Raw genomic sequence first — 22,253 nt, 5'->3', positions numbered from 1 at the left:
GGTAATTCCAGCTTTCTTTCTATAAATTATAGGGCGGCGATGGTTTTCACCTCAATACCTTGGATCGCCTCTTCTATCAAAGGCGCGAAATCAAAGGCCGCCTGTGACGCCCGCACCTGTTCCAGATTAGGGCGTGTTTTCGGATGCTTTGGCGTAAACACAGTACAGCAGTCCTCAAATGGAAGGATCGAGGTTTCAAAGGTCCCGATTTTGCGTGCGATCTCAATGATCTCATTCTTATCCATCCCAATCAATGGACGGAACACCGGCATGGTGCAGACCTCGTCGGTCGCCGCGATAGCCCCAATGGTCTGGCTTGCCACCTGTGCCAGGCTTTCCCCGGTGATCAGCGCTTTCAAATCATTTTCCTCGCTGACGCGGATGGCGATCTCCATCATCAGGCGGCGCATAATAATGGTGAAGAACTCTTCCGGGCAGTGAAGCTTGATCGCCTCCTGGATCTTAGTAAAGGGCACACAGTGAAAGGTGATCTTCCCTGCATACTGGCTAACGATCTCGCACAAGTCCTCTACTTTCTGCTGGGCGCGGTCGCTGGTGTAGGGCGGACTGACAAAATGGATCGCATGCAAAATAAGCCCCCGCTTCGCCATCATGTAAGCCGCCACCGGGCTGTCGATCCCGCCGGAGATCAACACCATCGCTTTCCCGGACGAACCCACCGGCATCCCGCCTGCTCCCGGCAGCTGTTTCGCATGGATATACGCGCCAAAATCCCGGACTTCGATCGTCACCGTCACTTCCGGATGATGGACGTCTACCTTCAGGTGCGGATAAGCCTCCAAAAGCACGCCGCCCAGCTCCTGCTGGATCTGCGGAGAGGTCAGCGGGAATTTTTTATCCGCCCGTTTTGCGGTCACCTTAAAGGTTTTCGCATAGGGCAGTACGTCTTTCATGTATTCCACCGCGTCTTTTTGGATACAAGAGAGCTCTTTCTCGGTGACCAGCGCGCGGGTAAAGGCGGCGATGCCAAATACCTTTTGCAGGTGCTCCACCGCTTCCTCAAAGTCGATATCGTCTTCTTTCGGCTCGATATACATGGTAGACTGCGCACGGGTCACTGAAAATTTCCCCACACCGCGCAGACGCCATTTGATATTCTTGACCAAGGTGTCTTCAAACGTCTTCCGGTTCAACCCCTTTAAGGCGATCTCCCCCAACTTTATCATAATCACTTCTTTTTTCATGTTCTGTCCTCTTCTATTTTAATTTCATCAGGGTCTGTGCGCCCTCTTTCAGCTTATCTGCAAAATAATCCAGATCTTCTTTTGTTGTCTGCGGGGAAAAGCTCAGCCGAAGCGCCGTATCGATCCGATCGTCCGCATATCCAAACGCCGAAAGCACATGGCTTTTTGCCCCCTTGGAGCAGGCCGACCCGCTGGATACATAAATCCCATACTGTTCCAGAAAATGGAGCATGACCTCGGAACGAACCCTTTTCACAGACAGGTTGACAATGTACGGCACGCAGTTCCCCTTTTCGTTAATGGAAACATCCTCGATCTGCGCCATACGGGACAACAAGTGTTCTTTCAATTTTTCGTAATGGGCAAGGTCTTGTTTCTGGTGTTCTGCAACCTGTTTTGCGGCGGCGTAAAATCCCGCGGCAAGAGGAACCGCTTCGGTCCCCACCCGGATGCCATCCTGCTGTCCTCCGCCGAAGAAAAGCGGTTTTACCCGCACCCCTTTGCGAAGGTATAACAACCCCACGCCCTTGGGCGCATAAATTTTATGCCCGCTCGCGCTCAAAAGGTCGATCTGGGAGCGTTTGAGCCGAAGCGGCTGTTTCAAAAAGCCCTGCACAGCGTCAACGTGAAACAGCACATTCGGGTTTTTCCGCTTTACTGCCTTTCCGATCTCCTCGACCGGCAATAACAGCCCGGTTTCATTGTTGACATACATTGCAGACACCAACACAGTGCGGTCGTCCACCGCCTCGTAAAAATCCATTGGGTCAAAGTTGCCATCCTCTCTGGGGAGGATCTTCACCACCTCATATCCCTGGCGTTCCAGCTCCCCGGCGCACGCCAGCACCGACGCATGTTCGACCGCCGTGGTAACGATCCGGTCCCCCCGGCGCTTGGCCGCGGCCGTGCCGCCTAAAATACTGATATTGTTTGATTCCGTCGCCCCTGAGGTGAAATAAATTTCCCCTTCCTCACAGGCAAGCAAGCGGGCAAGCCCTTTTTTTGCTTCTATTAAAAGCTTCTGCGCTTCCCAGCCCTTTTTATGTAAGCTCGCGGCGTTCCCGTACTCCTGCCGCATCGCGCGGAGCACAGCCTGCGCCGCTTCTTCGCACACCTGTGTTGTGGCGCTGTTGTCCAAGTAGACTTCCCGTTGTTCCAACCTTTGTCCAATTCCTTTCCTGCTAATTCCATATACATTGTTTATTATACAACATCTCCCCCGCCATTTCTATATTTTTTATGAATAAATTGCGGGAAAAAAGCAAAACTTCCTCGGTATATTTTTCCTGATAAAACACATAATAACAGGGAAATTGATTCTGGAGGTCTTTGTGATGCAAAAAACATTCTCCCGCCGCGGGATCGTACGCGTCGTTTCCTTTGCCGCTGCGCTGATCCTCGGCTTATCTTTTTTCTGTTACACAAACTTAAAGCGCGCCCAAAAAGCAGAGCTTCAGCTGGAATACCAATACCTGAAAAATATCGACGACCTGACCACCCACATGGATAATATCGACAACACCCTGTTAAAGCTTCTTTATTCTGGAAGCCCGACCACCATGACGCCTCTTGCCTCGAAGCTGTGGCGGGAAACCGGGTTTGCCAAAGAATGCCTGTCAAATCTCCCGGTCGGCTCCCTCCGGCTGGAAAACACCTATAAATTTTTATCGCAGGCCGGCGATTACACCGTCAGCCTTTCCCGCCAGCTTGCTGACGGAAACATGATTTCGGAAGAGGAACGTGAAAACCTGACCACCCTCAAAGGCTATACCCACAGCTTTTTGCAGGAGGTCCTTGCCGTGCAGGATGGCGTGCGTTCCGGTTCCCTTTCCTTTGAACGGGTCAAGGAGGATGTCAGTCAGACAAAGGACCAGGTCCAGACCGCTTCATTTACCGAAGGGTTCCAGGAATTTGAAGAAGGCTTTTCCTCCTACCCGACCCTGATCTATGACGGGCCGTTCTCCGACAACCTTCTGGAACGGGAGCCGGAAATGGTGAAGTCCGCGAAAGAGGTATCCCGCGAAGAGGCGAAATCCTCCGTTGCAAAATTACTGAAAATTTCTACAGACGAGTTAAAGGACGATTCGGACGAAGCGGGAAAAATGCCCTCCTACTGTTTTTATTCGGACAACCTGAATGTTGCCGTCACCAAACAGGGCGGATACCTGAGCTATCTGGTCAACAGCCGGCAGATCGGGGAACGCTCCGTATCAGAGGAGGACTGTTTGCAGGCTGCGGCACGGTTCCTCAACAGCATGGGGTATTCTTCCATGAAGCAGACCTATTATGAGATCAACGGCAACCTGATCACGATCAACTACGCCGCGACGCAGGACAAAGTGACCTGCTACCCGGACCTGATGAAGGTGAGCGTCGCCATGGACACCGGGGAAGTGGTGCGCTATGACGCGAGAGGGTACCTTACGAACCACAAGACCCGTTCTGACCTGGCCCCGACCATAGAACAAGGGACACTGACCGAAAAAATCAGCCCGCTCCTGACCATTCAAAAGACTTCGCTCTGCGTTATCCCAAGCGATGGGACCAGTGAAAAATTCTGTTACGAGCTGGAGTGCATCTCCGAACAGGGCGACCATGTTTTGGTGTATATCAACGCACAGACCGGGAAAGAAGAACAGCTTCTGATCCTGTATATTGACGAAAATGGTACTTTGACCCTATGATCCTGAACTGGCGGTTGCAAGTTTTGACAATATCTTCTATAATGGATGAGGCTTCTTATCAGCGAAGCACACATTTCACAGCGAGGTGCTCTGTTTTGAATCAACCATTGCAGCCGCTTTCCTTTCAGAAAGGCCTTCGGGATGGCATCCCGATCTGCCTTGGCTATCTTTCGGTATCGTTCACCTTCGGGATGATGGCGACAGAGGGCGGCCTTCCTGTCTGGATCGCAGTACTGATCTCCATGACCAACCTGACTTCCGCCGGGCAGTTTGCCGGAACGGCGCTGATCTTAAGCGGCGGAATGTACATAGAAATCGCGGTAACTACCTTTGTCATCAATATCCGGTATATGCTGATGTCCCTCTCCCTTTCACAGAAGGTAGAGGACAGCATGACTATGCCCCAGCGGCTCGGCCTTTCCTTTGGCATCACCGATGAAATTTTTGCCGTAGCCATGCAGCAGCGGGGGCTGATCAACGCCCGTTACCTGACCGGGCTGATCCTTACCCCTTATTTTGGCTGGGCGGCCGGAACGTTTCTGGGCGCCGCCGCAACCGGCTTTTTGCCCCTTGCGGTCCGTTCAGCCTTGGGGATTGCCATTTATGGCATGTTTATCGCTATCATCGTACCGCCGGCCGCCAAAAGCCGCCCGATCCTCTTCGTCGTGGCCATCGCCGCAGGGTTAAGCTGTATTTTCCGGTATGTGCCGGTGCTGAACACTCTTTCCAGCGGGTGGGTCATTATTATCTGCGCCGTGATTGCCTCCGGGCTTGCCGCCTGGAAATTCCCGGTGGCTGAGGATGATCCCGAGGAGGTGCCGGCATGAATTATCCTAAAATTTTAACCGCCGTTGCGATCATGGCGCTTGTCACCTACCTGCCGCGGGTACTGCCGCTGGCTGTATTCCGCAAAAAAATCCAAAACCGGTTTATCAAATCCTTTCTGGCCTATGTCCCATTTGCGGTGCTTGCCGCCATGACCCTGCCGGAGATCCTTTATTCCACGGCCTGCCTGTGGTCGGCTATCGCCGGGCTTGCCACCGCGTTGGTACTGTCCTACTTTAACCGGGGGCTTTTAACTGTAGCGCTGGGCTCTGTGGGGGTAGTATTTATCACAGAAACAATATTAAAGCTGTGCGGTGTTCCTATGTAACTAAAACCGCCTGTCTTGGTTTTTAACCAAGACAGGCGGTTTTTTATACCTTATCTTTTTGTTTAAAAATCAACGCGATGATCAGCCCGAAGAAAACGGCTGCCCCAAGCCCGGCGCTGGCGGCGGTAAATCCCCCGGTAATAGCACCCAAAAGTCCCTTTTCCGCAACAGCTTCCTTGACGCCCTTCGCCAGCAGGTACCCAAAGCCGGTCAGCGGCACGGTGGCCCCTCCGCCAGCCAGTTCAACCAACGGCTCGTATACGCCGATCCCGCCTAAAATGACCCCTGCGATCACAAAGGCCACCAAAATCCTAGCCGGCGTCAGCTTCGTATAGTCGATCAGAACCTGTCCAACCGCACAAAAAAGCCCGCCGACAACAAAGGCCCACATATATTCTTTAAAAATCTCCATCTCTTGTTCCTCCCTAATTCCCCTTTTGATAGGTCAGGTGTACCAGATGCGCGATCCCGGGGATCGTTTCTCCCTGCTGGAAGCTGGTGGTGGACATCAGCGCTCCGGTGGCCACAAACAAAACATTTTGAAGCGCCCCTTCCTGGATCCGGGTCAGCAGATAAGAGCAAAGTACAGAGGCCGAGCATCCAGCCCCGGATCCACCCGCGTGGACATCCTGCGCTTCCAGATCATACAGCAGTTTTCCACAGTCGTTGTGTACTTTGGAAATGTCGATTCCTTCCCTTTTTAACAGGTCGATCAGCAAATCGCTCCCGATCATCCCCAGATCCCCGGTAATGATCAGGTCGTAGTCCTGCGGCGCGGTATGGCTGTCATACAAATAGGTTTTAATGGTATGGGCAGCGGCCGGAGCCATTGCGGCTCCCATGTTGTTGATATCCTTGATGCCAAGGTCGGTGATCGTCCCGGCGCAGGTCGCTTTTACATAGGGGGGCCCGGCGCTTTCTGCCACCATAGCGGCTCCCGCCGCCGTAGCAGTCCATTGGCTGGTCGGCGGACGCTGTCCCCCATATTCCAGCGGGAGCCTAAACTGCCGTTCCGCCGAGCAGAAATGGGAAGAGGTAACCGCCATAGCGTGTTTTGCAAGCCCGTTATCCACGAAAATCGAAGCCAAAGACAGCCCCTCCGCCATGGTAGAACAGGCGCCGTACAATCCATAAAACGGGATGTTCAGATCCCTTAGTCCATAGTGGGAGCTGATACACTGGTTCAACAGGTCTCCCGCAAAGATAAAATCAATCTCTGTGCTGGCGCTTTTTGCTTTTTCCAGCGCCTTGATCACAGCTTCCCGCTGCATCCGGCTTTCTGCTTTTTCCCAGGTTTCTTCGCCCAGGGTGGTGTCGTCAAAAATAACGTCGAAATGGCGTGCCAAGGGGCCCTCCCCTTCTTTTTTCCCGACGATCGCCGCAAAGGCTTTCACACTGGGATAGCTGTTTAGAAGCAGGGTGCTTCTTCCAATTTTTTGCGACATGGCTTTCCCCTCCTTAATATAGTTTAAACAGATATAAGATGATCCCATAAATAATAGAGGCGCTGATCCCGTATACAATGACTGGTCCTGCGATCACAAACAGCTTCGCGCCCAATCCCAGAACATAGCCCTCAGACTTAAATTCTAATGCTGGGGAAACCACGCCGTTGGAAAATCCGGTGATCGGCACCAGTGTTCCCGCGCCCGCATACTTGGCGATCGTGTTGTAAAGATCCAATCCTGTCAATAAGGCGGCCACAAAGATCAATGTGATCGAGGTCACGGCGCCTGCGGCGTCCTTGCTCATCCCCATATACTGATACAGGTTCAAAAGCCCTTCGCCTGCCATACAGATAAGTCCCCCGATCAAAAACGCCATAGGGATCGTTTTATAGGATTTTGTACCCGGCGAGGCCTTTTTGGTCATTTCGTTATATTCATTCGGTGTAATTTTCATACCATGTTCCTTCTTCCGTTATTTTCTTGTTTTACACAAGGATAGTATCATTTTTTCCCAGAATAACCTTGATATTCTGAAATTTTCAAAAAAAGGCGGCCTGTGCGGTATTTCGCACAAGCCGCCTTTTTATTCATGGCAACAGTTATTGATCCTGCGCCTGCTGGCGGTATTTCCCCGGTGTCATGCCAACGGTCTTTTTAAACATCCGGATAAAGCTTTGTGTGTTGTTATATCCAACGGCCTCCGATATTTGATAAATCTGCATGTTGGTGTCCTCCAGCATCTGCTTCGCGTTTTTCATCCGGATCTCGGTCAGCATGTCGTAAAAAGTCGTATTGGAATAAATTTTTAAAATTTTATTGATATAGGGCGAGGTATAGGAAAATTCCTCTGCAATTTGGTCCAAAGACAGATCCATGGAAAAATGGGTTTGAAGATACTCCGCAATATTCTGCGCCAGTTTTCTGGACTTGATATTGCGCTGCTGTTCAAAACGATGTGCGGTTTTGCAGCACAGTTCCAGCACGAACTGATGGATCTCCTGAAGCTGGCTTGCGCGATAAATATTCCCAGTGATCTCATAAAAGGAAGCGCTCAGCGATTCCCCGTCTTCCCCCTCATGGCCCAGTAGGAAAACCATATTCATGATCCCAATATAAAACTGCCGGATCATCCTGATATTATAATGGCTTTGCTCCACCATATGATACATGTCTTCCAAAATTTGCACAATTTCTTCCCGGTTATCATTTTTCATAGCCGCTGACAGTGTTTTTTCATAAGATAATGGGTTCAGATAAGAAACCGGCGTGTTTTTTTCCACCTGCCGGTAAAAAACGATCTGGTCGCTCCCATAAACATAGTTCTGTTCCACGACCTCCTGTGCCTGCTGAAATGAAATTTGCAGGGAGGAAATCTCCTTGACAGAGTGCCCGATCCCCACAATAATACTGGTGTCTAGCGCCTGCTTACTGTATTCCGCCAGCAAACGATGCAGCTCGGTCAGTTTGCCGGTGCTGTATTGTCCTTCGGAAAACCCAAAAATAAATTCCAAAGATTCCTGATTGACCCCAACATCACGGAAAAATATTTTTTCCTGCCCGCATAGCTGCCTCATTTGTTCCTGCATAGCCATCATTACCAAAATCTGGATCTCATTTCTTGACTGTTTGATCTCAAACATGCTGGTATCCGTTTCCAGAATCTTTATCACGGAAACTACATATCTTTGGTAAGGGAGCTGGTCCAGCCGCAGAAAGGACAACCTTTCCCGGATCTGGCCCGGGCCGATCAGCTGGCCGGTCAGCAAATCGGAAAAGAATTTTTCCTGTAAATAGGGAGCCAGCTCCTGCATTTTATGCTGCAATTCCTTATTTTCACTCTCTATATCGTCAAAATGCCCGTGAATCGTCTTAAATTCCTGGTACTCCACTAGTTCCCCCTTCTGGATATCTTCCCCGGAGGCTTTTTTCATCAGTTGCTCTACCGGACGGTAAATAAAGGTCCGGAACCGACTGGACAGGACCACCGCCAAACAAATAGTAAACAAAAGCGTGCACGCTACAATACAGATGCCCCACAATGTGGTTTGATACAGGTCGCCCAACGGGGAAAATACAAAGTAGTTCCACTGGTTGACCGGGTCCTTCAGCATTTGGACCCGATGGATCCCGGAATCCAAATGTATTTTTTGTTTGCCGTCTTCGGGAAGCGTCTTCTTGCAGATAGAGATGTAGTGATCGTAATAATCCGACAGGTCAAGGGAGTTAGAGCTGGCAAGAAGCTGATAGTCACTGCTGGTAACCAGCAAATGACTCTTCTGAAATACGGCCTTTAAAAGGATCTCCTCTAAAGCCGGCTGGCGGATGTTCATAACAATATATCCGTTCGGCCGGCTGGCAGCATAAAAGGGAAGCTGGTAAACCGCCGTGATCACCGGCTCCGATTCCATATCGCTTAGATTGCCTGTCCGTTTGACCGTATGCTCACCCACCCAGCGGATACTTTGCGACGGCGGAGAATCCTCATACCAGACACGGTCGTTAAAAGTATCCCATGCGTAGATCCCGTAAGAACTGATCACCATGTTGTGGTACGGGTACACCACATAAATGGAGTCTACATAGTCAGAGAGCGAGGAATATGTATTGTAAACAGAACGTGAGATATTGCCGATCTCCAGATAATCCACCTGATTATAGGGACGGAGATATTTTTCTACCAAGGGGTCCAGCCCCATCTGATAAGCGGAAACAACAATGTTGTCAATGATCTGCTGAATTTCAGTCTGAGTGTACTGAATGGTATTAAAGTTATACTGTTCGTTATTCCAAGACAGCTTTGTCAAAAAATAACAGCTTAAAATCCCCCCGCACAAAGAGGTGCAGATCGTTGCGATTAACACAAAGGAAACAAAAACCCTTTTTGAGTAACTTTTTTTCGTTGACTTGAAAACAAAATGTGGAACGCGCATAGAATAAAACTCCTTACCCTAAAAACTATCATTTTTCGTTCAAACCGGATATTCGCGATTTTAGGTTGTTTTTTGAGTGCTTTTTCCGTCTTTTTTAAGGAACGAAAATGTATAACTTTCCGAAATGCTTCCTCTTGTGTATTTTTATCATATCGAAAAATATTCTAGAAAGCCATGTACAATTAGCAAACATTTCCTGTACTTTGTTAATTGTATACATTATTTTCGTCCAATATTCGGAATTGTATATTTCTTTTCACAACAACCAGTGCTATACTTGGCACATCGGCTTCAGGAAAAGCGAATATTTCGCACCCTTTAAAGTTTGATTATACCATAAGAGTTGTCTTGCTGCAGCAGCTTCCTAACACAGGATGCGGCAATTTCTTCATGGTGCACGGGTTTGCAAACACATTGCCCCATGCTGTAAGCCACAGCGCTATTACAACTTAAAAAGGAGGATGGATATGGTAAATGCCGCCAAACGATCCAAGCGCAAGGACAAACAACATCAAAAAGGCAGTCTGCTCCGTTCTATGGCAAAGCACCGGAACTATTATATTATGTTGATCCCCGGTCTTTTGGCAGTCACCATCTTTTTGTATCTCCCAATTTTGGGAAATTTCATTGCTTTCAAGGACTACAAAATTTTTATGGGCCCGTTTGAAAGCCCTTGGTGCGGGTTCGATAACTTTATCCGGTTATTTGAAGCCGACCAGTTTGCTCAAATTTTTAAAAACACATTGATCATTGGGTTATATAAGCTGATTTTTGGATTTCCGATCCCTATTTTGCTTGCCCTTTTACTCAACGAAGTACAGTGTCAGCCCTTCAAAAAAACCGTTCAAACAGTCGTTTATCTGCCCCACTTTATCTCTTGGGTCGTGATCGCCTCCCTGGCAACGACGCTGCTTTCCCCAAACGATGGCTTTTTAAACTCCGTGATCCAAAGCTTAGGTGGGGACCCGATCTTTTTCATGGGGGATTCTAATTATTTCCGGGGCGTCTTAGTGATCTCCGACATCTGGAAAGAAATGGGCTGGTCCGCGATCGTTTACCTGGCTGCGCTGTCCGGTATCCCGACTGATATGTATGAAGCGGCAACCATTGACGGCGCCTCCAAATTTCAAAAGCTTATTTACATCACCCTGCCCAGTTTGATCCCAACGATCGTGATCATGCTCCTGCTGCGGGTCGGAAGTATTGTCAACGTAGGGTTTGAACAAGTGTTTACCATGTACAGCCAGCCGGTTTATGACGTTGCGGATATTATTGACACCTATGTTTACCGGGTCGGGATCATTGACGTACAGTACGGCTTTGCAACAGCCGCCGGACTGTTCAAATCGGTTATTGCCTGCTTCATGGTCGTTTTCTGCAACTGGCTCGCCAAGCGTGCCGGGCAGGAAAGCCTGTTTTGATAGGAGGGGATAACACATGCGAACCAGAAAAAAGGTGAAACAAACAAAGGCTGACCTTGTGTTCAGCACCTTTATTTACATCATTTTGATTTTGGCCGGGATCTGCACCCTTTTCCCATTTTTGGATGTAGTCCTGACCTCGATCACCCCAACTGAGGAGATCGTCAAAGGCGCTAAAAACCTGATCACGATCCCGACGCATCCTACATTAAGCCACTATGAATATGTCTTCCGCGGGAACAACGCCATCCTCCGAGCAATGGGCGTCACCGTGTTCCGGACGGTTGTCGGCACGCTGCTAAGCCTTCTGGTAACTGCACTGACCGCTTACCCGCTCTCTAAAAGGAGCCTGCCGTTCCGCAATGGATTGATGAAATATTTCTTCTTCACTATGATCTTTACCGCCGGCATGATCCCCACTTTCCTGGTCGTCCGTACTCTTGGGTTGACCGATACCATTTGGGCGTTTATCCTGCCGGGGGTGCTGAATGTTTACAACATGATCATCATGCGGACATTTTTCATGGGCGTCCCAGAGGAACTGGAAGAAGCGGCCAGGATCGACGGATGCGGAGATTTTAAGATCCTGTTCCAGATCGTGCTGCCGGTATCCAAACCGGTGCTTGCCTCTATCGGGCTGTTCTACGCAGTTTGGCACTGGAACTCCTTCTTTGATGCGGTCATGTACATCACCGACCGGAATCTGTGGCCGCTGCAAACGCTTTTGCGGGAGATCTTGCTCACCACCAGCACCAGCGAACTGCTTGGAAATACGGGATCGCTCGCCGACGCGACCCCGCCCTCTACCGCCGTTATTGACGCAACGATCATGATCTCCTGTATCCCTATCATGCTGGTATATCCATTCCTGCAAAAGCATTTTGCAAAAGGGGTCATGGTAGGGTCGATCAAAGGATAAAAATAAAGCCCATATCAGAAAAAGGGGGGAGTTTTCACACATATTTCTTGTTCAGACGTAGATTCAAATACAGAAACCAAGGAGGTACCTATGAAAGGAAAACGTTTTTTAGCGATCTTATTGGCAGGTATGCTGTCGGCCGGTGCTTTGACTGCATGCGGTAAGGAAAACAAAGACACAAGCGGGGATTCCGCTAAAAGCAACGAAGTGACCTTTGTCTTTACCAAAGGTGGTTTTGAAAACCATCCTGACAACGATGTCATTTATCAAAAAATTTGCGAAGCTGCCGACGTTACCCTCAACCATATCTCACCGCCGGCTGCAAACTATGATGAAAAACTTACCCTGATCCTTTCCGGACAGGAAGGCGACCTGCCGGATCTGGTAAAAATCCAGAAAACCCAGTTTAATAAATTATTTGACTATGCCGACCAAGGCGCTTTGATGGACCTGACCGACCTTGTCAAAGACTGCCCCAATATTTTGGAGAATATCCCGCAGGAAGCGCTGGATATGTGCACCCGCGACGGAAAGCTTTGGGCGATCCCCATCTGGTGCAGCCCGAATCGTATGAATACGATCATCCGCCAAGACTGGCTGGATAATTTGGGGCTGGAGGCGCCGGAAACTCTGGAGGAATACCATGATGTATTGAAAGCCTTCACCTTTGACGACCCAGATCAAAATGGCAAAAATGATACCTACGGCATGACGGGCTGCGGCATGGAAGCCTTGGAGCCCTATTTAGGGGCATTTGGCGTGACAGGCATCCATCAGGACTTTTTCTATGAAGACAACGGAAAATTGATCGCACAGGCCGTGAATCCAAAGGCAAAAGAGGCTTTGGCCGTACTGCGCGATTGGTACGCGGAAGGCCTGATCGACCCGGAATTCGCGATCATGAAAAACGATTCCGAATTAAACGATAAAGCGATGAAAAACCAGTTCGGCGTTACCTACCGTTGGTGGACATGGGAACCGAAAATCGAACAGGAAATGCAAAAAGTCGACCCCGATGTCACCTTTGCAAGAATTGCTCCTCCAGTCGGCCCGGACGGAACCTCTGGCGTAAGAGGCGTCAGCGTACTCAATGGCTGTGTGGTCATGCTTAAAGATGCCAAAAACCCGGAAGCCTGCATGAGATTATTAGACTGGTATCATACGGAAGAAGGAATGATGACCGTTTACACAGGCGTAGAAGGAACCCATTGGGAAAAACGGGATGATGGTAAATACTACACCCTGCCGCAGTTTGACGAAGACCAGAGCTGGATCCAGTGGTACTCTGCTTTTGAAAGTGAATGGCCGCTGCTTCAGGTGGAAACTCCGCTGGTACAGTCCAGACGCGATGCATTCAACTGGCCTGTTATCACCAATGCCGGAGATGGTTATATTACTGACGCGCAGCTCCAGTACTCTACTGACCTGACAACCTTGGTCACCGACGCTTATACTAAGATCATCACCGGTCAGGAACCACTTGATTATTTTGACCAGTTTGTTCAGGAATGGTATGCAAAGGGCGGCCAGGAATGGACCGATCAAATCAATGAAATGTATCAGGCAGATAAATAATGACATCATTACAACTGATTGATTAGGAGAAATGAAACATGAATGTTACTTTAAGAGATAAATTTTTCGGCTGTATTGCCGGCTGCCATATCGGCTCAGCCATGGGCGCCCAGGTTGAGGGCATGTATTGGCAGGACATTGAAAAACAATTTGGCTTTGTAGAGGATTATACCTCCTATGAGCATTACGGGAACGGCTGGAAACGGGAACCCGGAACAACAGAGGATGGCGTGGAACGCCAACGCCTGATGATCACCGCCATCATGGAAAAACAGGGACGTGTCACTGCCGAGGATGTGCGTGCGGCATGGATCGACCATGCCAATCCAAATGCCGGTGGCTGGGTTTCCGAGCCATTTGAAGGCACCCTGCTCGCCATGGCGAAAAGCGGTATCCCCGCCCGCGATTTAGGAAAATACTGCGATTATGCTGGCTTAAACAGCTTCTCCCGCGCCTGCCACGCCATTGGCCTCATCAATGCTGGAAACGTTGAAACCGCCAAAGAAGATATTTTAGAGGTCGGCCAGCTTTATCAGACATCCAACAGCCGCGGGTTAAAATGGGCTTGCGTGACCGGCGTTGCGATCGCGGCGGCTACCATGCCGAATGCTACGGTGGATTCTGTGATCGGCGCGATCTATGACAACTGTGACAAAGACCTTGTTGTCAGTGAGATCGACGAACAGTTAAAGAAAACCGCTTCTTTGAAAGATATTCGGGAGCTGCGCCAATATTATGACGGCGTTTACAGCGGCAAGGGCATCCCATATCCGTTCAGCTACGCCAACGAAGTTGTCACGAAAGGGATCACCATCTTCAAAATGGTAAATGGCAATACGAAGGACGCTGTCCTCTCTGGTGTAAATATGGGCCGCGACACCGACTGTGTCGCAGCGGTTGCCGCCGGGATCTCCGGTGCTTTGACCGGCGGTTCCTCATTGCCGGAAAAATGGATCACACAGCTTGACTATGCCACCAGCATCAACCCGTACACTAACTCCAAACGTACCCTGCAGGAAAACGCTGATGCCGTTTACAACGCATTTTGCAGCCGGCTCAAAAAAGAGCACGAATTCTATACCAAAATGAGCGCGCTGTTATAATAGTTTTTGGGGAAACGCTGGATAACACCTGCCGGCGCTCCTTCCCGTGAAACAAAACCGATCCCGTCCGGAATAGATGCAGCCCGATCCGCATTTGCTCCGGGCACCGGACACCCGAAACAAAGGGGGCGCCTCCTCCTCGTGTTTCGGGTGTCTTTGTTTTTCTTATTGCATATTGCCTAAAAAAGAAAAAGAATCTTAGATTATTTACATTTGCATCTTTCTGTATTTTTTGCTATAATTGAAATGTTTGGGAGCCGCTTTTTCGGCTTTCAGGAAAATACAAAAGAAATGAGGAATCGCAATGCCAACAAAAGTAGTAGTAGGCACCCAATGGGGCGACGAGGGCAAGGGCAAGATCATTGACATCCTTGCTTCCCAGGCTGATGTGGTGGTACGTTCCCAAGGCGGAAACAATGCCGGCCATACCGTGGAAAGCAACGGAGAAGTGTATAAGCTTCATCTGATCCCTTCCGGTATCCTGTATCCGAATACTACCTGTTTGATCGGCTGTGGTGTTGTTATCGACCCACAAGATATTCTAAAAGAAATTGATGGCCTGACACAGCGCGGCGTCAACTGTGGATCATTAAAAATCGACCCGCGGGCACATGTGATCATGCCATGGCACCGTGTGCTGGATGGTTTGAGCGAAAAAGCGCTGGGCGGCGCTCAGATCGGAACAACCGGCAGAGGCATTGGTCCTTGTTATATGGATAAATATGAACGCTGCGGGATCCGGATCTACGATCTGGTTCATGAAGACATCTTCCGCAAAAAGGCAGCGGCAGTAGGCGCGTTGAAAAACAAAATCATCACCAAGATCTATGACGGAGAGGCTTTAGATGTCGATGCGGTGATCGAAGAATATATCGGCTACGCAAAACGCCTTGCCCCATTTGTAGCTGACGTATCCGTCCTGACCTATAACGCCATTAAAGAGGGGAAGGAAGTCCTGTTCGAGGGCGCGCAGGCGACCTTGCTGGACATCGATGTGGGAACTTATCCTTATGTCACTTCTTCCCATCCAGTAGCCGGCGGCTGTCCGTTAGGGGCAGGGGTAGGGCCAACTGTTATCGAAGAAGTGATCGGGGTAGCAAAAGCCTACACCACCCGTGTTGGGATGGGGCCATTCCCAACCGAATTGAATGATGAAACAGGCGATACTATCCGAAACCGCGGAAACGAGTTTGGCACCACAACAGGCCGCCCAAGACGGACCGGCTGGTTCGACGCCGTGATCATGCGCCATGCAGTGCGCACCGGCGGGCTGACCTGTCTGGCGATCAATAAATTTGATACCTTGAGCGATCTGGGTGACTTAAAAGTCTGCGTTGCTTATAAAAAGCCGGATGGCGACATGATCTATGAATATCCTGCTGATATTGATGAATTAGCTAACTGCGAACCGGTTTATGAAACAGTTCCCGGCTTTTCCGGCGACCTGTCCGGCTGCAAATCCTTTGAGGAACTGCCGCAGGCCTGCAAAGATTATATCGCATATCTGGAAAAACAGGTCGGCTGTCCCATTAAAATGGTCGGCGTCGGCCCGTCCAGAGATCAAAACCTGGTAAGATAACATGAAGAACTGGGAAAAGAAGCTGCAACGCAGAAAACGCACGATGCAGATCGTTTCTATTTCACTGGCTGTTTTACTTCTGATCGGTGTGATCTGCATCCCACTTTATTCGATGTTAAGTTATTGATAAAAGGACCCAAAATTTTGGGTCCTTTTTATTTTTCCTCTTGACAATTACAAGAAAAGTGATATTATTTTAATATCATATAAATATCAATTTCGATTGAAAGAAGGATCGTCATGAGTTATGATAGCTTACAAAACAAACATATCGCTGAAAAAGAAATCGAAGGAAAAAATGGTTACCTGATGCTGATTTTAACGATTCTGGGCTTTTTGCTGGGCCTTGCCGGGATCGTATTGGGCTCTATTTGGCCGAATGCATTAGGGATCATTGCCATTGTCCTAGGCAGCCTACTCATAATTGTATGCAGTATTTGCTGGGGTGGGCTAAAAGCTGTAGCGCCAAACGAAGCGATCGTATTGGTACTGTTCGGCAAATATTACGGTACCATCCGCAAAGACGGCTTTTTCTTTGTCAACCCTTTCTGCATTAGCATCAATCCAGCCGCGGCTTCCAGCGGGCTTACTATACAAACAACGACCGGCGCGGTATCTGCCGGCCCGAAAAATAAAAAAGTATCCTTAAAAGCCATGACCTTAAACAATGAAAAACAAACCGTCAACGATGAATTGGGAAACCCTGTCATCATCGGCACCATCGTTATTTGGCGTGTTGTGGATACTGCGAAAGCGGTTTTTAATGTCAACAATTATAAGACCTTCCTTTCGATCCAATGCGACTCCGCTACCCGGAATATTACCCGACAATACCCGTATGACGTTTCTGACGGCAGCGATGAAAAAACTCTCCGTGGAAGCAGCCAGGAAATTGCGGACATGATGAAGCAGGATCTGCAGCAGCGTGTGGAAGCGGCCGGACTTGAAATTTTGGAGGTACGCATCACGCACCTCTCTTATGCGCCGGAGATCGCGGCTGCTATGCTTCAGCGCCAACAGGCGGCTGCCATTATTGCTGCCCGGCAAAAGATCGTGGAAGGAGCTGTTGGAATGGTGGAAATGGCGCTCCAGCATCTGAGTGAAAATGAAGTGGTAGAACTGGATGAAGAACGAAAAGCCGCCATGGTCAGCAATTTGTTGGTGGTCCTTTGCGGCAATAAGGATGCCCAGCCAATCGTCAACAGCGGTTCTATTTATTGATCGGTGCGGCATGGCACAGAAAGATAACGGAAAAAAGCAAATCCTGCTTCGTATTTCAAACAGCCTTTGGAATGATCTTGCGAAGTGGGCTGAGGACGATTTTCGTTCTATCAACGGACAGATTGAATATCTGCTGACCGAATGTGTCCGTCAACGGAAAAAGCCCGGAAAAAGTCGGGAAGAATAAAAAAGAAGTACCAGATTAGTCTGGTACTTCTTTTTTATTCTAATTATATTTCTAAACGATTTATCTCCCGCATTCTGTCTAAGCATTTTGAAAATTTATAGTGAGAGCGATCCATTCCCTGATTTTGATAAAACAAATGTGTCCGTTTTCTTATCTGGTTGCAGGCCACCTCTATCTGCGTACAGCCCATTTTTTCAGCAGTTTCACAGGCGGCCTTCAACAGTTGCCTGCCGATACCCTGTCCCCGGTTTCTGTAATCCACCACAAATTCCATGATCTCTGCGATCCTCTGCACATGGTGCAGTTGCCACTCTACCCGCAGATTCAGGAAACCTGCCGCTTTCCCATCTCGTTCATAGACCAGGCAGGTGTAATCCATGTTGTTTCTTTGTTCATGATAAATTTTTTCAAAAGCTTCTCTGTCAAGTTTTATTTGCTCCATATCACAAACCATGTCGTAAATCGCTTCACAATCTTTGGGTAAGCTGTTGCGGATCATTTTTCTGCCTCCAGTTATTTTGATTTTTTATCCCGTTTCCATTCTTCCAGCCGTGCCCTTAGCACATCCAGCGCCTCCCGGTGCACAGATTGCAGCCGAGGATAAGCGCGCAGCAGACGCCGTTCCTGAAAACGTTTTTGATTCAACAATTCTTTGAAGCGGCTGCCGTTCCACTGGCTGCTTTTTTCCAAATGATCCAAAATCTTCTGACCGCGGTTATGGAAACGCCCACGGCGTTCGCTGAATTCTTCCCGCAGGTCTTCGCGCATCTTTTCCCATGCGCGGTCTAACGCCCGCTGTACCTCCGATAACTTTTGATCCAGGTGCAAGACAGACCGGACCGTTACGATGATATCACAGACCAACAATGCCAACAAAATTCCACTGATCAGTAAAACCGCAGTATCAGGCAGTTTTGATGTCCAAGAGGAAACCCATGGATGCACCCATTTTAAGATCACGACCGACATAGCTCCAAATGCCACTGCGCCCAGCAGGCAGACGCGTCCGTTTATCTGAAAACGATATTCGCTGTAATCCCACCAGCGCGCGTGAAACAGTTTTTCCATCAACCATGAGGTGATATATTCCAGCGTGCAGGTAAGCACCGCTCCAGACAAAAATAAGCTTAGAATACTCCCATCCGCTTCTTTTCCCAAGCAAAGGATGATTACCAACGCACCGCTCCCATAAATCGGACAGATTGGACCATTCAAAAAGCCCCGGTTAACAGGGCGTTTCGCCGTAATAGAACAGAGGGTTGACTCGTAAACCCAACCTAAAAAACTGTACAGCATAAGCCATAAAAACCAAGTTGCTACTTGTACCAACATGCTATCCCTCCTGTTTGCGAAGTTTGCACCATACTTTTAATACCGCCGCCTGTGTCTTTGCATCCCGGATCTGATCGGCCAAGATTTGCCGCACCAATTCTTCCAAAGCCACCGGCTCCGCTTCCAAAAATTCATCTTCATCCAAATGCTGCTTTGACCGCTCTAAACCGGTAGCCAAATACATGTGGATCACTTCGTCTACGTAGGCGACAGTTGGAAGCAAATGCCCCAAGCTTTCCCAGTGAGAGGCCGTCACCCCAACTTCTTCCTCCAGCTCCCGTTTGGCAGCTTCCAGCGGGTCCTCGCCCGGTTCCAGCTTCCCTGCCGGCAGTTCGGTGAGCACCTCATGAAACGGATAACGGAATTGGCGCACTACATACGCCGCACCATCCTCCCGCAGTGCTAATACCGTGACTCCGCCCGGATGGTGCACCACTTCCCGGGTCGCAGTCTTTCCATTTTCCAGTTCTACCTGGTCTTTATAAAGATCAATGATCTTTCCTTCATAAATCGTTTCTCTGGACAATCTTTCTTCATATAACCTCACGGCCAAATCCCTCCATTTTTTCAAATACTGCTCCCAAGCAGAATGCTAGGACGATACTGGAATCAATGAAATGTCCTTACTGCGAAATGACGAAAGCAGAAGTCTCTATTTCTATTATCACATAATTAAGCCGGTATTTCAATATATTTTAATGTTTGAAAGGAGACGCAAAGCATGGATTTCGACTTTTATTCCGTTCCCCCTGCTTATGACCTGATGGCAGAAAAGCTGCACCAGCTTCAAAAGCAGTTCCCGTTTTTGCGGCTTTTCCATATCGGGAAGAGCGTTCTGGGAAGAAAAATTTATGCTGTCGGTATCGGAAACCTTCGGCATGTCAACCTATTTGCAGGGGCATTTCATGCGCAGGAATGGCTGACCTGTTCTCTTTTGATCCGTTTTTTGGAAGATCTATGCCGTTCCATTGAAGAAAATGAAAAGAAACAGCCCATGAGCCTGCACGAAACCCTGTTGGAAAAAGGTTTTTTGATTATCCCAATGGTGAACCCCGACGGGGTGGAAATTGCACTGCATGGTCCGCAAAGCGCGGGGCGGTATGCGGGCTTTGTGGAATGCCTGCTGAAAAATTCTTCCGTTACATGGCAGGCAAACGCGCGCGGGATCGACCTGAACCACAACTTTGACGCCGGGTTCTGCCTAAGCAGACAAGCGGAACTGGCGGCTGGCATCACCGGGCCTGCTCCAAGGCAATACGGCGGGCAAACGCCCCACAGCGAACCGGAGACCCGCGCGCTGGTACAGTTATGTATCAGCTTCGATGTACGCGCGGCCTTTGCATTCCATTCCCAAGGGGAAGAAATATTTTACGAGTACGGCTGCCACACCCCGGCAATCAGCCGCCATATCGCTTCTTTGCTTGCAGCCTACAGCGGCTACCAGTTAGTGCATCAGGAGGGGCTGGCCTCCCATGCGGGATTTAAAGACTGGTTTATTGAACGGTTCCACCGTCCCGGGTTTACCTTTGAGATCGGAAAAGGCGTCAACCCGCTCCCTATTACAGACCTGAATCAGGTGTATCAGCGCCTGCACGGCACCCTTTCCATTGCCTCCCTGCTTTAAAAAGAAAAAGGACGGCTATCTGCCGTCCCTTTTCATCCCTCTGTTACTGCTGCTTTTTCTTTACGAAAAATACAGAATTTGCTGACCAGATAATTGATCAAAATAGACATCGCACTCGCCATCACCTTAAACAGATACGGCTGCAATCCCATACGGCTGACAAATACCCACACAAAACCCGTTTCAAACAGGCCGGTCCCAGCCCGCACGCCGGTAAATTGAACCAGTTCGTGGAATTTCTGCTTCACCGAAGCCGGCGGGCTTTTAAACACAAATCTGCGGTAAAGGCAAAAGCTGACAAGCACTGCCCCCACCCAAGAAATCAAGGAAGAAATCGCCGCATCAAAATGGAACACATCCATAAGCAATGCATAGCCCCCAAAGCTGACCGCAGTAGATGGAATCCCATACAATGCGTATAAAATTAAAGATTCATACTTTTTGTATAAATTTTTGAGTTTTTCTTTCATATCCTACTCTTTTCTTAATTTAGTAGCTTCTTAAATGCTTTTATAAATATACTACAAAAATTTATTCCTGTCAATGTATAAATCTACCAAAAACATTTCAATAAAAATACCCGCTGAAACAAAGCTTCAGCGGGTATTTTTATCCATGTATGATTTCTACCTTCTCAGGATCATCAATACTGTCCGCGTTTAACACAATACGGGAAACTGTTTTGTCCGAAGGGATATGGAACATCAGGTTGGTCAGCACATTTTCCAAAATGCCGCGCAAACCGCGCGCCCCGGTTTTCCGTTCGATCGCTTTTTTGGCAACAGCCTTCAACGCATCTTCCTGAAAGACCAGTTCTACCCCATCCATGTGGAACATCGCCTGATATTGCTTTACCAAGGAGTTTTTAGGCTCTGTCAAGATCCGGACCAAAGAAGCCTCGTCCAGATCCTCCAGCGCTGTGATGACCGGCAAACGGCCCACAAGTTCTGGGATTAGCCCATATTTTACGAGGTCGTGCGGGATGACCTTTTTCATAATGTCTTTCCCGTTGATGTCGGTCTTGGAACGGATCTCGCTCCCAAAGCCGATCGCAGAGGTATTATACCGTTTATTAACGATTTTTTCGATCCCATCAAACGCCCCCCCGCAGATAAACAGGATATTGCGGGTGTCCATCTGGATAAATTCCTGATGAGGATGTTTGCGTCCGCCCTGCGGCGGGACATTGGAAACAGTCCCCTCAATAATTTTTAACAAGGCCTGCTGTACCCCTTCCCCGCTAACGTCACGGGTGATAGAAGTATTTTCTGATTTCCGGGTGATCTTGTCGATCTCATCAATATAAATGATACCGCGCTGCGCCGCTTCTACATCATAATCGGCAGCCTGAAGCAAACGGACCAGGACGTTTTCCACGTCGTCGCCCACATAGCCGGCCTCTGTCAGTGTAGTTGCATCCGCGATCGCAAACGGCACGTCTAATGTTTTAGCCAAAGTCTGAGCCAGAAATGTCTTTCCTACCCCAGTCGGCCCCAGAAGCAGGACATTGCTCTTTTGAAGTTCTACTCCCAGATCCTCCTGACAATGGATCCTTTTATAATGATTATACACAGCTACAGACAGGGTCACCTTGGCTTCATCCTGTCCAATGACGTATTCGTCCAAAACCGCTTTGATCTCTGCTGGTTTCAGCAGGATCGGAGGCTGCTCCGGCTTTGCTTTTTTCTTCCGCCGTGCCAAAGGCGCTTCGTCTTCCTCATATAGCATCTGATAGCACAGGCTCACACACTCATCACAAATGAACGCTGTTTTTCCATACAGCATCAGATCAACTTCAGCCTCTGTCTTACCGCAAAAGCCGCACCGCGGCGTTACTTTTTCCCCAACATTTTCCACTTATTATACACCTAA

The 22,253-nt window shown here is 48.9% G+C and carries 23 protein-coding genes; 12 read left to right on the top strand and 11 right to left on the bottom strand.

The genetic code is table 11. The annotated features are described in order from the left end of the window. Nucleotides 1–26 precede the first annotated feature (26 nt). Nucleotides 27–1,205 carry a tRNA uracil 4-sulfurtransferase ThiI gene (gene thiI, locus CIB36_RS01035; protein WP_093987768.1) on the bottom strand — a complete coding sequence of 393 codons (1,179 nt, stop codon included), beginning with the start codon at nt 1,203–1,205 and terminating at the stop codon, nt 27–29. Between the two features lie 13 nt (nt 1,206–1,218). After that, nucleotides 1,219–2,364: a cysteine desulfurase family protein gene (locus tag CIB36_RS01030; protein WP_093987767.1), complete on the bottom strand. Its 1,146-nt coding sequence runs from the start codon at nt 2,362–2,364 to the stop codon at nt 1,219–1,221. A 175-nt stretch (nt 2,365–2,539) separates the two neighbouring features. Between CIB36_RS01030 and ypeB the strand changes: the two genes are divergently transcribed. The 3 genes from ypeB (at nt 2,540) to CIB36_RS01015 (ending at nt 5,042) form a co-directional block, all read left to right on the top strand. Further along, on the top strand, nt 2,540–3,889 hold the full coding sequence (gene ypeB, locus CIB36_RS01025; RefSeq protein WP_093987766.1) for a germination protein YpeB: 1,350 nt from the start codon (nt 2,540–2,542) through the stop codon (nt 3,887–3,889). A gap of 95 nt (nt 3,890–3,984) precedes the next feature. Further along, nucleotides 3,985–4,716, top strand: a complete 732-nt coding sequence (locus CIB36_RS01020; RefSeq protein ID WP_229408155.1) for an AzlC family ABC transporter permease — start codon at nt 3,985–3,987, stop codon at nt 4,714–4,716. Next, complete coding sequence (locus tag CIB36_RS01015; protein ID WP_093987765.1) at nt 4,713–5,042, top strand: AzlD domain-containing protein; 330 nt, start codon at nt 4,713–4,715, stop codon at nt 5,040–5,042. The genes CIB36_RS01020 and CIB36_RS01015 overlap by 4 nt, the downstream gene beginning before the upstream one ends. A gap of 43 nt (nt 5,043–5,085) precedes the next feature. Here CIB36_RS01015 and spoVAE read toward each other — a convergent pair whose 3' ends face one another. The 4 genes from spoVAE to CIB36_RS00995 all read right to left on the bottom strand — a co-directional run bounded on the left by spoVAE (nt 5,086) and on the right by CIB36_RS00995 (nt 9,351). Next, on the bottom strand, nt 5,086–5,454 hold the full coding sequence (gene spoVAE, locus CIB36_RS01010; RefSeq protein WP_093987764.1) for a stage V sporulation protein AE: 369 nt from the start codon (nt 5,452–5,454) through the stop codon (nt 5,086–5,088). 13 nt (nt 5,455–5,467) lie between these two features. Continuing rightward, complete coding sequence (spoVAD, locus tag CIB36_RS01005) at nt 5,468–6,487, bottom strand: stage V sporulation protein AD (RefSeq protein WP_093987763.1); 1,020 nt, start codon at nt 6,485–6,487, stop codon at nt 5,468–5,470. 13 nt (nt 6,488–6,500) lie between these two features. Next, nucleotides 6,501–6,944, bottom strand: coding sequence for a stage V sporulation protein AC (spoVAC, locus tag CIB36_RS01000; RefSeq protein WP_093987762.1), 444 nt, complete (start codon nt 6,942–6,944; stop codon nt 6,501–6,503). Nucleotides 6,945–7,089: 145 nt separating this feature from the next. Further along, the gene (locus CIB36_RS00995; RefSeq protein WP_158662532.1) at nt 7,090–9,351 is read right to left on the bottom strand and encodes a helix-turn-helix domain-containing protein; all 2,262 of its coding nucleotides are present in this window, start codon (nt 9,349–9,351) and stop codon (nt 7,090–7,092) included. 530 nt (nt 9,352–9,881) lie between these two features. Here CIB36_RS00995 and CIB36_RS00990 point away from each other — a divergent pair. From CIB36_RS00990 to CIB36_RS13185, 8 genes are all read left to right on the top strand, one after another. Continuing rightward, nucleotides 9,882–10,841: an ABC transporter permease gene (locus tag CIB36_RS00990; protein WP_203226417.1), complete on the top strand. Its 960-nt coding sequence runs from the start codon at nt 9,882–9,884 to the stop codon at nt 10,839–10,841. A gap of 16 nt (nt 10,842–10,857) precedes the next feature. Then, complete coding sequence (locus CIB36_RS00985; protein ID WP_093987759.1) at nt 10,858–11,760, top strand: carbohydrate ABC transporter permease; 903 nt, start codon at nt 10,858–10,860, stop codon at nt 11,758–11,760. 90 nt (nt 11,761–11,850) lie between these two features. After that, nucleotides 11,851–13,335, top strand: coding sequence for an extracellular solute-binding protein (locus CIB36_RS00980; protein WP_093987758.1), 1,485 nt, complete (start codon nt 11,851–11,853; stop codon nt 13,333–13,335). Nucleotides 13,336–13,373: 38 nt separating this feature from the next. After that, the gene (locus CIB36_RS00975) at nt 13,374–14,438 is read left to right on the top strand and encodes an ADP-ribosylglycohydrolase family protein (protein WP_093987757.1); all 1,065 of its coding nucleotides are present in this window, start codon (nt 13,374–13,376) and stop codon (nt 14,436–14,438) included. A gap of 304 nt (nt 14,439–14,742) precedes the next feature. Beyond that, nucleotides 14,743–16,017 carry an adenylosuccinate synthase gene (locus tag CIB36_RS00970; RefSeq protein ID WP_093987756.1) on the top strand — a complete coding sequence of 425 codons (1,275 nt, stop codon included), beginning with the start codon at nt 14,743–14,745 and terminating at the stop codon, nt 16,015–16,017. Between the two features lies 1 nt (nt 16,018). Further along, nucleotides 16,019–16,144, top strand: coding sequence for a hypothetical protein (locus CIB36_RS13590; protein WP_267872642.1), 126 nt, complete (start codon nt 16,019–16,021; stop codon nt 16,142–16,144). Between the two features lie 113 nt (nt 16,145–16,257). Further along, entirely contained in the window at nt 16,258–17,238 is a 981-nt protein-coding gene (locus CIB36_RS00965) for an SPFH domain-containing protein (RefSeq protein ID WP_093987755.1), read from the top strand. Nucleotides 17,239–17,248: 10 nt separating this feature from the next. Further along, nucleotides 17,249–17,425, top strand: coding sequence for an Arc family DNA-binding protein (locus tag CIB36_RS13185; protein WP_154825230.1), 177 nt, complete (start codon nt 17,249–17,251; stop codon nt 17,423–17,425). 43 nt (nt 17,426–17,468) lie between these two features. Here CIB36_RS13185 and CIB36_RS00960 read toward each other — a convergent pair whose 3' ends face one another. Genes CIB36_RS00960 through CIB36_RS00950 form a run of 3 tightly spaced genes read right to left on the bottom strand, consistent with a single transcriptional unit; the run spans nt 17,469 to nt 19,304 of the window. Continuing rightward, entirely contained in the window at nt 17,469–17,924 is a 456-nt protein-coding gene (locus tag CIB36_RS00960; protein WP_093987754.1) for a GNAT family N-acetyltransferase, read from the bottom strand. Nucleotides 17,925–17,938: 14 nt separating this feature from the next. Beyond that, complete coding sequence (locus tag CIB36_RS00955) at nt 17,939–18,757, bottom strand: putative ABC transporter permease (protein ID WP_093987753.1); 819 nt, start codon at nt 18,755–18,757, stop codon at nt 17,939–17,941. Nucleotide 18,758: 1 nt separating this feature from the next. Next, nucleotides 18,759–19,304 (bottom strand): NUDIX domain-containing protein, encoded by a 546-nt coding sequence (locus tag CIB36_RS00950; RefSeq protein WP_093987752.1) that lies wholly within the window; start codon nt 19,302–19,304, stop codon nt 18,759–18,761. Between the two features lie 174 nt (nt 19,305–19,478). Here CIB36_RS00950 and CIB36_RS00945 point away from each other — a divergent pair, with 174 nt between their 5' ends. Next, nucleotides 19,479–20,381, top strand: coding sequence for a M14 family metallopeptidase (locus tag CIB36_RS00945; protein ID WP_093987751.1), 903 nt, complete (start codon nt 19,479–19,481; stop codon nt 20,379–20,381). A gap of 32 nt (nt 20,382–20,413) precedes the next feature. Here CIB36_RS00945 and CIB36_RS00940 read toward each other — a convergent pair whose 3' ends face one another. Both CIB36_RS00940 and clpX read right to left on the bottom strand, forming a co-directional pair. Beyond that, entirely contained in the window at nt 20,414–20,851 is a 438-nt protein-coding gene (locus tag CIB36_RS00940; protein ID WP_093987750.1) for a GtrA family protein, read from the bottom strand. Nucleotides 20,852–20,990: 139 nt separating this feature from the next. After that, on the bottom strand, nt 20,991–22,238 hold the full coding sequence (gene clpX, locus CIB36_RS00935; RefSeq protein ID WP_093987749.1) for an ATP-dependent Clp protease ATP-binding subunit ClpX: 1,248 nt from the start codon (nt 22,236–22,238) through the stop codon (nt 20,991–20,993). Between the last annotated feature and the right edge of the window lie 15 nt (nt 22,239–22,253).

The sequence above is a fragment of the Massiliimalia timonensis genome, from assembly GCF_900186585.1.
In the GTDB taxonomy this organism is placed as follows: Bacteria; Bacillota; Clostridia; order Oscillospirales; family Ruminococcaceae; genus Massiliimalia; species Massiliimalia timonensis.
This window is presented reverse-complemented; position numbering and strand designations above follow the sequence as displayed.

What these genes read in the sequence shown, in the direction of transcription:
- CIB36_RS00975 (WP_093987757.1), top strand. Translation starts at nt 13,374, where the DNA reads ATGAATGTTACTTTAAGAGATAAATTTTTCGGCTGTATTGCCGGCTGC.
- CIB36_RS00945 (WP_093987751.1), top strand. Translation starts at nt 19,479, where the DNA reads ATGGATTTCGACTTTTATTCCGTTCCCCCTGCTTATGACCTGATGGCA.
- CIB36_RS01015 (WP_093987765.1), top strand. Translation starts at nt 4,713, where the DNA reads ATGAATTATCCTAAAATTTTAACCGCCGTTGCGATCATGGCGCTTGTC.
- spoVAE (WP_093987764.1), bottom strand. Translation starts at nt 5,454, where the DNA reads ATGGAGATTTTTAAAGAATATATGTGGGCCTTTGTTGTCGGCGGGCTT.
- CIB36_RS00980 (WP_093987758.1), top strand. Translation starts at nt 11,851, where the DNA reads ATGAAAGGAAAACGTTTTTTAGCGATCTTATTGGCAGGTATGCTGTCG.
- CIB36_RS00985 (WP_093987759.1), top strand. Translation starts at nt 10,858, where the DNA reads ATGCGAACCAGAAAAAAGGTGAAACAAACAAAGGCTGACCTTGTGTTC.
- CIB36_RS00970 (WP_093987756.1), top strand. Translation starts at nt 14,743, where the DNA reads ATGCCAACAAAAGTAGTAGTAGGCACCCAATGGGGCGACGAGGGCAAG.
- CIB36_RS00955 (WP_093987753.1), bottom strand. Translation starts at nt 18,757, where the DNA reads ATGTTGGTACAAGTAGCAACTTGGTTTTTATGGCTTATGCTGTACAGT.
- CIB36_RS00990 (WP_203226417.1), top strand. Translation starts at nt 9,882, where the DNA reads ATGGATATGGTAAATGCCGCCAAACGATCCAAGCGCAAGGACAAACAA.
- CIB36_RS13590 (WP_267872642.1), top strand. Translation starts at nt 16,019, where the DNA reads ATGAAGAACTGGGAAAAGAAGCTGCAACGCAGAAAACGCACGATGCAG.
- CIB36_RS00940 (WP_093987750.1), bottom strand. Translation starts at nt 20,851, where the DNA reads ATGAAAGAAAAACTCAAAAATTTATACAAAAAGTATGAATCTTTAATT.
- spoVAD (WP_093987763.1), bottom strand. Translation starts at nt 6,487, where the DNA reads ATGTCGCAAAAAATTGGAAGAAGCACCCTGCTTCTAAACAGCTATCCC.
- CIB36_RS00960 (WP_093987754.1), bottom strand. Translation starts at nt 17,924, where the DNA reads ATGATCCGCAACAGCTTACCCAAAGATTGTGAAGCGATTTACGACATG.
- spoVAC (WP_093987762.1), bottom strand. Translation starts at nt 6,944, where the DNA reads ATGAAAATTACACCGAATGAATATAACGAAATGACCAAAAAGGCCTCG.
- CIB36_RS00965 (WP_093987755.1), top strand. Translation starts at nt 16,258, where the DNA reads ATGAGTTATGATAGCTTACAAAACAAACATATCGCTGAAAAAGAAATC.
- thiI (WP_093987768.1), bottom strand. Translation starts at nt 1,205, where the DNA reads ATGAAAAAAGAAGTGATTATGATAAAGTTGGGGGAGATCGCCTTAAAG.
- CIB36_RS13185 (WP_154825230.1), top strand. Translation starts at nt 17,249, where the DNA reads ATGGCACAGAAAGATAACGGAAAAAAGCAAATCCTGCTTCGTATTTCA.
- ypeB (WP_093987766.1), top strand. Translation starts at nt 2,540, where the DNA reads ATGCAAAAAACATTCTCCCGCCGCGGGATCGTACGCGTCGTTTCCTTT.